This is a genomic window from Shewanella sp. 1311, from assembly GCF_059338235.1.
Genome location: NZ_CM181686.1, coordinates 3,974,714 through 3,987,647, shown reverse-complemented (window position 1 = coordinate 3,987,647; position 12,934 = coordinate 3,974,714). Strand labels below are relative to the sequence as shown.

11 protein-coding genes are annotated in these 12,934 nt (G+C 45.6%); 6 read left to right on the top strand and 5 right to left on the bottom strand.

Annotated elements, in window-relative coordinates:
- Nucleotides 1-31: 31 nt before the first annotated feature.
- Together erpA and AC5YB3_RS17665 are read right to left on the bottom strand one after the other, a co-directional pair.
- Nucleotides 32-382, bottom strand: a complete 351-nt coding sequence (gene erpA, locus AC5YB3_RS17670; protein ID WP_006080742.1) for an iron-sulfur cluster insertion protein ErpA — start codon at nucleotides 380-382, stop codon at nucleotides 32-34.
- Nucleotides 375-1,178, bottom strand: coding sequence for a DUF6776 family protein (locus AC5YB3_RS17665; RefSeq protein WP_011846148.1), 804 nt, complete (start codon nucleotides 1,176-1,178; stop codon nucleotides 375-377). Before AC5YB3_RS17665 ends, erpA begins: the two co-directional genes overlap by 8 nt.
- A 74-nt stretch (nucleotides 1,179-1,252) precedes the next feature.
- Here AC5YB3_RS17665 and AC5YB3_RS17660 point away from each other — a divergent pair, with 74 nt between their 5' ends.
- The 3 genes from AC5YB3_RS17660 (at nucleotide 1,253) to hemL (ending at nucleotide 5,566) form a co-directional block, all read left to right on the top strand.
- Entirely contained in the window at nucleotides 1,253-2,977 is a 1,725-nt protein-coding gene (locus AC5YB3_RS17660) for a chloride channel protein (RefSeq protein ID WP_006080740.1), read from the top strand.
- Nucleotides 2,978-3,227: 250 nt separating this feature from the next.
- Nucleotides 3,228-4,247 (top strand): aspartate carbamoyltransferase, encoded by a 1,020-nt coding sequence (locus tag AC5YB3_RS17655; protein WP_006080739.1) that lies wholly within the window; start codon nucleotides 3,228-3,230, stop codon nucleotides 4,245-4,247.
- A gap of 26 nt (nucleotides 4,248-4,273) precedes the next feature.
- On the top strand, nucleotides 4,274-5,566 hold the full coding sequence (gene hemL, locus AC5YB3_RS17650) for a glutamate-1-semialdehyde 2,1-aminomutase (RefSeq protein ID WP_012088581.1): 1,293 nt from the start codon (nucleotides 4,274-4,276) through the stop codon (nucleotides 5,564-5,566).
- Between the two features lie 112 nt (nucleotides 5,567-5,678).
- Here the strand turns inward: hemL and AC5YB3_RS17645 are convergent, their stop codons facing one another.
- Nucleotides 5,679-5,876, bottom strand: a complete 198-nt coding sequence (locus AC5YB3_RS17645) for a hypothetical protein (RefSeq protein ID WP_006080737.1) — start codon at nucleotides 5,874-5,876, stop codon at nucleotides 5,679-5,681.
- 551 nt (nucleotides 5,877-6,427) lie between these two features.
- On the opposite strand from AC5YB3_RS17645, the gene nhaD reads away from it, so the two are divergent.
- Complete coding sequence (nhaD, locus tag AC5YB3_RS17640) at nucleotides 6,428-7,675, top strand: sodium:proton antiporter NhaD (RefSeq protein ID WP_006085043.1); 1,248 nt, start codon at nucleotides 6,428-6,430, stop codon at nucleotides 7,673-7,675.
- Nucleotides 7,676-7,783: 108 nt separating this feature from the next.
- Here nhaD and AC5YB3_RS17635 read toward each other — a convergent pair whose 3' ends face one another.
- Nucleotides 7,784-8,902 (bottom strand): general secretion pathway protein GspB, encoded by a 1,119-nt coding sequence (locus AC5YB3_RS17635; protein WP_126491409.1) that lies wholly within the window; start codon nucleotides 8,900-8,902, stop codon nucleotides 7,784-7,786.
- Nucleotides 8,902-10,575 (bottom strand): ExeA family protein, encoded by a 1,674-nt coding sequence (locus tag AC5YB3_RS17630; protein WP_494525843.1) that lies wholly within the window; start codon nucleotides 10,573-10,575, stop codon nucleotides 8,902-8,904. Before AC5YB3_RS17630 ends, AC5YB3_RS17635 begins: the two co-directional genes overlap by 1 nt.
- A 178-nt stretch (nucleotides 10,576-10,753) precedes the next feature.
- Between AC5YB3_RS17630 and AC5YB3_RS17625 the strand changes: the two genes are divergently transcribed.
- Nucleotides 10,754-12,004: a multifunctional CCA addition/repair protein gene (locus AC5YB3_RS17625; protein WP_494525842.1), complete on the top strand. Its 1,251-nt coding sequence runs from the start codon at nucleotides 10,754-10,756 to the stop codon at nucleotides 12,002-12,004.
- A 233-nt stretch (nucleotides 12,005-12,237) separates the two neighbouring features.
- Nucleotides 12,238-12,504, top strand: a complete 267-nt coding sequence (locus tag AC5YB3_RS17620) for an Lpp/OprI family alanine-zipper lipoprotein (RefSeq protein WP_006080732.1) — start codon at nucleotides 12,238-12,240, stop codon at nucleotides 12,502-12,504.
- Nucleotides 12,505-12,934 lie beyond the last annotated feature (430 nt).

The window sequence follows — 12,934 nt, the reverse complement described above, 5'->3', positions numbered from 1 at the left end:
TATAGAGAAACTCTTTACACAGAGACAATCTTTATACAGAGAAACTGGCACCACAGCCACAAGTTGTGGTTGCGTTAGGGTTTTTCACGAAGAAGCGAGAACCTTCGAGTCCTGAAGTGTAATCCACTTCACCACCGACTAAATATTGTAGGCTCATAGGATCGACAACCAAGAGAACGCCTTGTTTTTCTATCGTAAAATCGCCGTCATTGACCTTTTCATCAAAGGTAAAGCCGTACTGAAATCCAGAACAACCACCACCAGTCACATAGACTCGTAGCTTAAGTGCAGGATTTTGCTCTTCTTCCAGCAAACCTTTCACCTTAGCGGCTGCCGCATCGGTAAATTGGATTGGCATTGCTGTATCAGCTTGATCAGTCATTACTACCTCTTACATCAGTTTTCTGGGGCAAATTATCCTTTACCTGACTGTTTTGTTCAAGTATTACCCGTGGTTCTTTTTCACCCTGTAATAATTCAGGGGCACTATAGACATGTTCTGTCTGCGAATTCTTGGTCCAGCGGCTCGAAGGCACCAGCACTTTAACTTTCACTTGCTGTAAACTAAAGCCAGCAGGAACAGTGACCTTGGTATCTATGACCTGAAAATAGCGAAAATCAAATTCCAACTTAGAACCCGTGAGTTTGTTCACACTCAAGCTAACGGATTTACCCTCCTGCACTCCAATTAATGTCAATTCGACTCGACCTTGAATCGCTTGCTTGCGCTTTTGCAGCTGAGTTAATACCAGTTTGAGATTGTACTCATCGGCTAAAACGCCCGGCGTCATTTCAAGTCCGTGGATGGCGACACCTTCGGCATTATCATCCGGTGTCATAATGCTACGGTAAAACGCCAGCTCATGTTCCAATTCTTTTTGCTTTTTCATCTGCTGGCCAAACATATCTTGCATTTGGGCGTTAGCCTCACGCTCGACGGACAGCTCTAAATTTCGGGTCGCTAGCAATTGGGTCTGTGTTTCTAATTCAGCACTCAAACGTTGAGCTTTGCTGCTGATGTGTTTAACCACGGGCTCATCGCTGCTTAATAGCAGAAAACTTATCCAAGCCCCAAAAAGAATAGAAACTAACACTAAAAGCGATAAATACACTGAAGATGGACGATACTTGAGATCCATCACTTGCAGCCGATCTAGCCAACGATGATAATTTGGCATTAGGTAACAGCCCCTTATATAAAATACAATCAACTCAAGAACGAGTTCGATACAATACAACTCAGGCCAATGCAGTGCAATTAACGATAAATAAAGTCGCTATTCAACATGCCATAGTCACAGCCAAAAAGTATTTAACCAATGAGCTACGTGACCATTTATCCCAAGCGAGGATCAGTGCACAACTGTGCATACTGGCACTGCTGTTTGCCATTTTCGCATCCTGCGTGATCTTACTGTTTCGACTCTTGCTCGTTTGGGCCAATCATTACACCCAAATACAGGCGCTGGATTTTACGGGGAACGTCGCCGACTGGCGAGCCCTGTTACCACTTTTAGGCGCAATATTAATTTGGATTGTGGCTAAGCTAGGCTCCAAACGTTATAAGCGTATGGGAATAGCCTATGTGTTACATAGAGTTAAACTGCACTACGGTAAAATTCCGCTGCAATCTGCCGTAGGGCAATTTTTTCAAGCATTATTCGCCCTCGGCACCAATTTCTCCGTCGGCCGTGAAGGTCCAGCCATTCATCTGGGCGCTGTCAGTGCCAGTTTTCTCGCCGAAAAATTCAATCTTCCCGATAACAGTGTGCGTATTATGTGCGCCAGTGGCATTGCCGCAGGGATTGCCGCGACCTTTAACGCGCCCTTGGCGGCAGTGATTTTTGTCCTCGAAGTGATTGTCCGCGAATATAAAGTCCATTACTTCTTCCCGATTATGCTCTCCGCAATTTGTGGCGCGGTTTCAAGCCAATTAGTGTTTGGTAATGTGCACGAATTTGACCGTATTCAAGTGATCCACATTCCCTTAGATCACTACCCTATTCTCGCCATCGGCGGCGTGGTATTGGGCTGCGCTGCGGCGCTGTTTAATTACTCACTCTTAAAAGTCACCGCGACGGGGCAAAATTGGCCACTGATTTACCGACTATTATTGGCGGGCAGTGTCACTACACTAATCGGTCTCGTGTTGCCGCAAGCCCTTGGCACGGGCGATCTAGCCATTAGCGAAGCCATTAGCCAACATCCAAGCCTGTTGCTGTTAATCGCCCTGTTATTTGCCAAAATCATTGCCACTATTGCAGCGATTGGCTTAGGTATTCCAGGTGGTTTGATTGGTCCACTCTATGGTATCGGCGCGCTGCTCGGCGCGATTTTGGCGCTGATCAGTGCCATCTTATTCCCGTCGATCGCTCCATATGTAGGGCTTTACACTGTGATCGGCATGACAGCCATGATGGGCGTGTGCTTAAGCGCGCCGCTGGCGGCGTTAGTCGCCCTGCTAGAAATGACCAATGATGCCAGTATTATTCTGCCAGCGATGTTTGTGACTATTCCGGCATTTTTGATTGCCTATCAAGGTTTTAAGACTAACTCTATTTTCTTTAAACAATTAGAAATCATGGGGCTAGGCTATAAAGTTGCGCCAGTAAATTTAGCGCTGCAGAAAAAAGGCGTGCGAGCCTTGATGGATAAACGCTTTGTTATCGTCAATAACAACGATGAATTGTTACTCGAAGTGCTTAAACGGGCAGAAGGTCGACCAGTGCTGGTTCGCAATGCCGATGGCGTTATCGAAATGCTCAGCCTTGAAATGCAATCCTACGATGACAGTACCACACTATCGCGCCATCCCATGCAAGGCTTAAGCGACAGCACTACGCTCAATGAAGCCTATTTACTCTTGTCACCCAAGCGCAGCGGTGAGGTGTTTATCTATCAAGATACGCCCGATAACGTGGTCGGAGTGATCAGTTGGTCGAACCTGCAACAGGAAATTCGCTTAGGCCAAGCCTAACGTCAATTTAAAACCTGATATCAATTTAAAATCTGATAGTGATGCAAAACCTAATATCGATGCCAAACCTAAGGTGGCAGATTAAAAGCTTTGGGCTTCATCGCAAAAATCTAACACAGTGGCAATGTGGCTATTTCGTTGCCCCTGTGCTTCTGCTACAATCGCGCCTCAGCCACCCTACATAACATCAGGGCAGATAAGCGCGATACCGCAGCTTAAAATGCCCCCTAGCAAATTGGAAAACAGGCTGATGAATCAGTTCGAAGGATCCCATATCCTCTCCGTAAACCAGTTAGATCTTGACTCAATCCAAACTATTTTTAATGTCGCTAGCCGTATGATGCCCTATGCACTTCGAGAGAAGCGCAATAATGTGCTCGATGGCGCCATTTTAGGTAATCTGTTTTTCGAACCCAGTACCCGTACCCGCGTAAGTTTTGGCTGTGCCTTTAACTTACTTGGCGGCCATGTGCGTGAAACCACAGGTATGGCTTCATCGTCTTTATCTAAGGGTGAATCCCTGTACGATACGGCGCGCGTGTTATCCACTTATTCCGATGTGATTGCCATGCGCCATCCAGACTCTTATTCAGTGAAAGAGTTTGCCGAAGGCAGTCGCGTCCCAGTGATCAACGGTGGCGATGGTTCGAACGAACATCCGACCCAAGCTTTACTCGATTTATACACTATCCAAAAAGAACTTAAGTGTGCCGGCCGCGGTATCGATGGCATGCACATAGCAATGGTCGGCGACTTAAAATTTGGCCGTACCGTGCATTCACTATCACGCTTACTCTGCATGTATAAGAACATCAGTTTCACACTGATTTCACCTGCTGAATTAGCGATGCCTGATTATGTGATCTCCGACATTGAAAATGCTGGCCATAGCATCAAAATAACCGACCAGCTTGAAGGCCATTTAGATAAAGCAGATATTCTGTATCTCACTCGCATTCAGGAAGAACGCTTCCCTTCACAGGAAGAAGCGAATAAGTATCGCGGCAAGTTCCGCTTAAATCGCAGTATTTACACTCAGCATTGCAAATCTAACACTGTCATTATGCATCCGCTTCCAAGGGATTCACGCGCGCAAGCCAATGAGTTAGATAATGATTTGAACAGCCACCCTAATCTCGCCATCTTCAGACAGGCGGATAATGGGCTGTTAATTCGCATGGCTTTGTTTGCATTGACACTCGGCGTTGATCATCAACTCGAAAAATATGAGTGTCCGGTTAATTGGTATTCACGTAAAGCCGATCGCTAGTTGGCTACAGACTTTAAGGACTAAACATGACCCGTTCCGAAGCGCTATTTGAACAGGCTAAAAAAACCATCCCCGGCGGCGTTAACTCTCCGGTTCGTGCATTTAATGGTGTAGGCGGTTCGCCCCTGTTTATTGAAAAAGCAAACGGCGCTTATATTTACGATGCCGATGGCAAAGCTTATATCGACTATGTCGGTTCTTGGGGCCCGATGATCCTCGGCCACAATCACCCTAAAATCCGTGCAGCGGTATTAGCGGCAGTGGAAAATGGCTTGTCTTTTGGCGCACCAACAGAACTTGAAGTGCAAATGGCCGAGAAAGTCATCTCCATGGTGCCTTCTATCGAGCAAGTTCGTATGGTGAGTTCAGGTACAGAAGCTACTATGAGCGCCATTCGTTTAGCACGCGGTTTTACTAATCGTGACAAGATCTTAAAATTCGAAGGTTGTTACCACGGCCATGCGGATTGCCTGTTAGTTAAGGCAGGTTCTGGCGCACTAACTTTAGGCCAACCTAGCTCACCCGGTATTCCAGAAGATTTCGCCAAGCACACCTTAACGGCTGTGTATAACGACTTAGATTCTGTTAGAACCCTGTTCGAGCAGTATCCAACTGACATTTCTTGCATCATCATCGAGCCCGTTGCTGGCAACATGAACTGTATTCCACCTATCCCAGGTTTCCTTCAAGGTCTGCGTGATATTTGTGACGAGTTCGGTGCCTTAATGATCATCGACGAAGTGATGACAGGGTTCCGCGTATCACAAAGCGGCGCTCAAGGTTACTACGGCGTCACCCCTGACTTGACCACGCTGGGTAAAGTGATTGGTGGCGGTATGCCAGTAGGGGCCTTCGGTGGCCGTAAAGATGTGATGCAGTTTATCGCGCCTACGGGTCCGGTTTACCAAGCGGGAACGTTATCTGGTAACCCAATTGCGATGTCAGCAGGTTTGGCGCAAATGGAAGCCCTGTGTGAAGAAGGTCTATACGAAGAGCTAAGCGCAAAAACCAAACGTATTGCAGAAGGTTTTAAAGCGGCAGCTGACAAGCACGGTATTCCAATGGCGATCAACTATGTTGGCGGCATGTTCGGTTTCTTCTTCACAGAACAACCGGAAATCACCCGTTTTGACCAAGTGACCCAATGTAATATTGAGCAGTTCCGTATTTTCTACCACGGTATGTTAGATGAAGGCGTGTACTTGGCACCTAGCGCTTATGAAGCCGGTTTCCTGTCTATGGCCCATGGCGAAGAAGAAATGCGCTTGACCTTAGAAGCGGCTGACCGCGTATTAGCGAGCATGAAAGCGGCAAGCTAAACCTAGATCTTAGGGCTGCTACACCTTAAAAAAACAAAGGGACGCAATAGCGTCCCTTTGTTTTTATTAAATTTAATTAGCTTTACTTAGATTCAGTTAGCTTTATTTAGCGTTAGTAGCTATCGGACTTTTTAGAACCTAAAGCCGATTTAAATATTATCGCCGCCACAACCAGCTGTATGGTCAAATTGATATGCTCAATGGCGAGCTCAGGCTGACTCATCACACCCAGCGCAATAAGCTGCTTGCCAGAATACGTTAACCAAACCAGTGAGCCCAAAAGCAAAAGGCTCCGGATAACAAATGTCATTTACATCTACTCCAAAAACACAACATCCGGTGTTAACACAACATCCTGTGCCCAGATAAGAAAACAGCCACAAGATAGCGCTCACTTTGTATCCAGTCAAGATTTTGGCAAAGACATTTTTGTGACACGCGAATCAATTAAGCCATTGTGGCCAATAACAGGGGAAAGTGTGGAAAAACGACTCCACTTTGGCCTCTGCATTCATGGATCTCTTCCTGAACAAAAATTAATTGAAGGATCGACAAACTGACTGCTTAGACTTTAATCGTAGATCTCACTTTTAACGCGGTAATCAAATCAAACAATATAGTCAATCACACTAACAAAAATTAAAGTACCGATATATAAAACCAGTTTATCGCTAAAACGCATGGGATCAACATCACAAAGCAGCGGTAAATTGAGTCACAGCTAACAGTTGCGTTCTTTAGCCCATTATGTTCTGATCCGCACGCGCTAACACGGCTAGCTTAATTCAGCCTTGATATGCCCAATCTTTAGGTTGACTCAAGTCGCCCTACGACATTAAAACAGCAGTTGGAATTGCAGTTATGTTAAATACCTTTCTCATCATACTGGCCGTGCTCGCATTGCTCAGTATTATTTTCGAAGAAGTGACCCACCTTAATAAAGCAAAAACCACCTTATTCTTTGGCTGTATCTCTTGGGTAGCGCTGTTTATGGCTGCTGGAGAACCGGCCAATGAGAAACTCGTTGCCCATCAACTCAATGAAAATTTGCTCGAAATTGCCACACTCTGGCTCTTTCTGATGTCGACCATGACCTTCGTCGCGTACTTGAACGCTAAAGGCATGATCCAAATCATGGTGCAAAAGCTGTTCCCGCAGAAAGTGTCGGTGCGTATGTTGATGATCCAAGTTGCCCTGTTCGCACTCGTGCTTTCGGCATTTTGTGATAACGTCACCGCGACGTTAGTGTCATTAGGCTTATTAACCACCTTTAAACTCGACAAGCAAATGCGCCGCAGAATGGCAGTGTTGATTATCTTCGCAGTGAACTCAGGCGGTGTCGCTTTGATCACCGGCGATGTGACAACATTGATGATCTTCTTAGGCGGCCATGTGCATATGTCTGAACTGCTGATGTTGTTTATCCCATCGGCCGTGAGCGTGATTTTGTTGGCGACCCTGTTCTCACTCAAAGCCGAAGGCGTGGTGAGTACGACCCCCATCAAACACACCTATCAAACCGTTGATGTCATGATTGCCCTCGTGTTCTTCTGCACGATTTTAATGACCATGTTACTGAACATATTGTTTGGTATCCCGCCAGTGCTGACCTTCCTTACGGGTCTGTCAATCATGTTCCTGATTGGCCACACCACGCGTAGCGATAAAGAAGAAATCAAAATCCTTGAGTATATTCGCCAAGTAGAATACGACACCCTGTTGTTCTTCTTAGGTATTTTACTGCTCGTGGGTATGCTTAAAGAAATCGGCACCTTAGACATGCTGACCGAAGCTTATACTATGTTTAATCCAAACATCTCTAACTTCGTCACAGGTATCGGCTCAGCCTTGATTGATAACGTGCCATTAACGGCGGCATTGTTAAAAGCAAGCCCAGTGCTAAATACCCCTGAATGGCTTGGCTTAACCTATAGCGTTGGCGTGGGTGGTTCACTACTGATTATCGGTTCAGCATCGGGTATTGTAGCCATGAGTAAAGTGAAAGAACTGACGTTTGTGAGCTACTTAAAATACGTTCCAGCACTTTTCCTTTGCTACAGCGTCGGTTACGCATTGACCCTATTCTTAGCCTACAGACTGTTTGATTAAGTTGAGATTCACTAAGATCAAAAAAGGCGCCTAGGCGCCTTTTTCATTTCTACTCTTTAGCTATGACTTGCACAGATAACCGCGAGCATTAATCATCGTAAAGCCAGATTATATTGCAGGCACTTTAAACTGGGTACCTTGAATATCTAACACTATGTCCCGCGGACGAATGGAGATAATCTTCAGCTTACCCGCAATCATATCCCCTTCCTGCAACTCTGCACCGTCCACATTCAGCCACCTTTGGGTCGGATCGCTGGAATAAACATGGGCGACAATATTAAATTCAGGCACTTGTAATTGTAGCCCGGCAGGTAGTTGACCGTATTTTGGGATATCATCCGCAGCCGTTTTAGGAATAGGATCTAATTTTGCTTCAGTGACATTTGTCTCCGCCGCATTGGTGTATTCCACATCCTTTAGCGCACTTTGAAAGGAAGCCACTAACTTATCTTCATCGCGACTTTTGTTGGTTTCTAAACCGACATCTTCCGCCGCAGCACTGACTTGCTGACGCAGCGCCTCAAGACTCGCAAGACCCGACTCATTGGCATTAGCGCCCAACATCATAGGTTGCTGTGTTTGCGTGTCTGTAGACATAGAAGCAACTTCGCGACTTGCTGCGTCCACTTGGGCTGACGTCGACATATAGTCTCCATAACTGGAATCGCTATTATTCGGATCGCTGTTGTTAGGAACACTATTTTTAGGAACATTGTAACTTTGAACAGCATTGCTGTTCATATTCGCGCTAGAAGCCTGAGCCGAGTTTGCTACAGCCCCGCCCTGATATTGCGATGATGCAGTTAACTCGGGCAAAGTCTGTGCCCGAGGCAGCGCCACTTTTCCTGCGAGTCGAACACCTGTATTAGCACTGCCCTCAGATTGCGGCTGAGCAACCGATTCTGTCGAGACAGTCTGAAGCTCACTTTTAGCCACTGTCGAAGCTGGTAATGAAGATGCAGTTGGTGGCAATACCTTTGCCACTGCCACATTATTAGTTGAAGCATGCTCGGTTGAAATATGTCGAGTTTGGTCCCAAACACTTAATCCCCAAGCGACGCCAATTCCGGCGGCGACTGCGACGACAAGTAAGGACAGCTTGCCTATCGGCACGCCAGATTTACGTGGCTGTGGGTAATTCGCCCTTGGCGTCATCACTGCATCGGGTAAAGGCGACTGTTGCTGTTGTTTATTACGGGTCACGGCATCGAGTAAAATGGACATCAGCTGCGCGCCCCATTATCGGTTAAACGTGGACCTTGCTGACTTAAATACAAATTTAATCTCACTAATGTCTGATTTCCGGCAATACCATCGGCTTTTAAACCATGCTGACTTTGGAAGCTTTTAAGATCATTTTCCAGTTGCACATCGAATTGATTGACCCTGCGAGTATTGCGATTATTCACATGGGCTAAGGCATTCTCTAACCATTGCAGTTGACCTGGACTCGATTTTTGACTGATATCCATCATAGGCAAATTCGGTGCTTGCCACAGGATTTCGAAGGTGCCACTGAAATGTTGATTGAACCAAGCTCTATCTACCCAAAGTTGTTGTTCACCTAACTGCATCAGCAACTGCTCGCCATCTACCGCAATCACAGCACCATAAAAATCCTGTTGGTTATCATCAACCAAATACACCACGGCTGGATAATTAAGCCGAGTCAGTGACATCCAGTTACCCTGCTGCTGATAACAAGACAATCCTTGCTCAACCGCAGATTGGCAGGCGGTTAAACCTTTATACGGTACTTTGCCCCACACGCTAAACAAACCCGCAAAGGCAGTATCGATATCGCGACTCTGATTAATCGCATCATTAAGTAAGCGCTGATTGGGATCTGGAATTGACCCCTGACTGCTTTGCTGATCAACGGGTTGTACTAACTTGCCCATTCCTTCGGTCGCACTCAAAGCTTGAGTGTTTAATGCAGCAACATTTGCTGACGTTGACTCAAGGGCCATACTAGACGCTGACGCGGCATTGACAGGCTTGTCGGTAAATAGCCAATAGGAAACACCAAAAGCGACAAATAACGCCGCAGCGGTCGCTGTCGGCCAAAGATACCTATTCTGAGTCGGCTCCTCTTCACCTAATACTTCAGCCGCAGCTTGCCGCACCATATGATGATCGATGGGCACCCGCGATTGCGCATAGCCCGCCATCAGCGAGCGTTCACATAAGAGGTTAATTAATCGAGGGATGCCGCCACTGTACTTCTGCAACACCTTAACGGCTTTGCGGGTAAACAAAGGTTCAAATCGGCCCGCGACTTGCAAGCGATGCAACACATAGAGGGCGATTTCATCTTCATTTAGCGGTAATAAATGGTAGCGAGCGGTGATCCGCTGGGCTAACTGGCGCAGCTCTTGGCGCTTCAATAACAGCTGTAATTCTGGCTGACCGATTAAAATCACCTGCAATAACTTCTTAGTGTCCGTTTCAAGATTAGTCAGAAGACGCAGTTGCTCCAGCACCTCAGGGCGTAAATGCTGCGCTTCATCGATGATGAGCACGGTATTACGGCCTTTGCTGTGATTATCCAATAAAAACCGACTCAAGTGGTCGGTCAACTGCTTGAGTGTGGGATTGTCGCCGTAGGAAATCTTAAGTTCATCGCAAAGCGTGGCGAGCAACTCGAGCTCTGTTAGCGATGGATTAAGGATAAATGCGGTGTCGGTATTATCGGGCAATTGCCCGAGTAAACAGCGAGATACCGTCGTTTTACCCGTGCCAACTTCCCCTGTTAGCAACACAAAGCCGCCCGTTTCCCCTAACCCGTAGGTTAAATGGGCCAATGCCTCTCTGTGCCTATCACTCAAAAATAAATAATGGGGATTGGGTGCAATCGAAAAAGGGTTATCGCTGAGTCCGTAAAAGGCCTTGTACATACCACCAATCATCCTAATTTAAAAATAACGCCCCACGTTAAAGCGTCCCAATGTTATTGTCAAAATATCCGCAACATCAATGTGACACATAAGTGCGCAAATATCTCGCGACGACTTTATCTATCACCTTATTGGGCATGATAAGCTATGTTTATGACACATTAGCCGAATCTTGCCTGTGAAAATATATCTCGTCGGCGGTGCTGTGCGTGACAGCCTGCTCAATCTCCCTATCAAGGACAAAGATTACCTCGTCGTTGGTGCGACTCCAGAACAAATGTTGCAACTGGGATACCGCCAAGTCGGTAAAGATTTCCCAGTATTTCTACATCCTAAAAACCAACAAGAATATGCGTTAGCCCGAACAGAACGAAAAATTGGACTGGGTTATGGTGGTTTTAGCTGCCATGCCAGTCCCGATGTGACTCTAGAACAAGACTTGTTACGCCGAGATCTGACCATCAATGCTATCGCCCAAGATGAAAAGGGCAACTTATACGATCCTTTTAATGGTATTGAGGATATTAACGCGCGCCTATTGCGCCATGTATCGGATGCTTTCGTTGAAGATCCACTTCGTGTATTGCGTGTCGCCCGTTTTGCCGCAAGGTTTCATGCCTTAGGATTTCACATTGCCGCAGAAACTCTGGCACTGATGCGCCAAATTAGCGCAAGCGATGAGCTTAACGCGTTAACAGCGGAGCGAGTTTGGCAAGAAGTCGATAAAAGCTTAGGCGGACCTCACCCAGAGGTCTTTTTCGAGGTACTGCACCAATGCGGCGCCCTTGAAGTACTCTTTCCCGAGATCTTTGCCTTATTTGGCGTTCCTCAACCAGAAAAATGGCATCCTGAAATTGATACTGGTGTGCATACTTTAATGGTGCTCGCCCAAGCCGCCCTTCTCACTGAGGATAAAAGCGTCCGTTTTGCCGCTCTCGTACATGATTTAGGCAAAGCCCTCAGTCCAAAAGAGCATTTACCTAAACATCACGGTCACGGCCAAAAGGGCTTGCCGCTGATAAAAGCGCTCTGCACCCGTTTACGAGTGCCGAACGAAACCCGCGATTTGGCGTTACTGGTCAGTGACCAACATCAGAACGTTCATCAGGCCTTCGAGCTTAGAGCCGAAACGATCGTAAAAATATTCGATAAAGCTGACTTTTGGCGTAAGCCAGAGCGCTTGACGCAGCTTATATTAGCCTGCACCGCCGATATGCGTGGTCGCACAGGATTTGAAAACAACCCCTACCCTCAGGGTGAATATTTAACTCAATGCTTCCTTGCCGCCAATAATGTCGATATTGCCGCCATTATTGCCGCAGGTTTTCAAGGCGCAGAGATAAAGCAGGCGTTAAATTTACGTCGGATTGAAGCGGTCAGTCAGTTTAAACAAAAAATGCAAACTAAACTGCCGACGGATGAACAGTAATTTGTAAAGGATTTGTAAGTGGCGCATCACTTTATAGTGAAAAATACCCTCCTTTACGATTAGAAATGTCGATATAACTTATAAAAAAAGCTTTTAAAAAAAATTTATATGCCTATAGTGGTTAAACACATTAATATTCGTAGCAAATTAAAATAGCTATGTCATAATTAGGCAGTTTCGCTTACAAAGTAACGAAACATTCAAATCCAACCTATTTTAAGGGATTTTTTACAATGAACAAAAAAGTACTGATGATTGCTGGTTTAGCAATGACTGCCCTACTAGGTGGTTGCGCGAACACTACTGCTCTGGAAGAAAGCGTTGCAACTCTGGGCAACAAAGTTGATCAATTGTCAGCTGATGTTGGTTCTCTGAAATCAGAGCAAAGCAAACTGTCTGCAGACGTTAAAGATGCAAAAGCAGCATCTATGGACGCACAAGCAGAAGCTAAACGCGCAAACGACCGTTTAGACAACGTTGCTTCTCGTTACAAGAAGTAATGAAAGGTAATTTAGCTTACTGTTTAGTAAGTTAAGACAAAAGGCTTAAGAAAGATGAAAGCGATAAGCACATCAATCTAAGCCTTTTTTTATGCCTGTCATTCAAGGTATTGATACTCAAAATTGTCAATCCACTAATACAAAAACGCTAAATTGACTTTAAATCTCCAAACGCATCTTTAAAGGTTATCCCCCAATCTCCTTGAAAAGTTAACTTTTGTATGCGCCTGTATAAACGGATCCCATTCGTCTTTTAATTAAAACCTTCGTTATTAATCTAAGCTTCTCATTTAAACTTTTAAGTATTCTTAAAAGTCACTCTCGTTTATCTTAAAAAATGGTTTTTTATAAAAGAGTAATATTTTTCTTTAAAAGAAAAGCTATTGACAAAAATCGAGGCTACATGGGAAACAAAGACAATAAGTAGTCT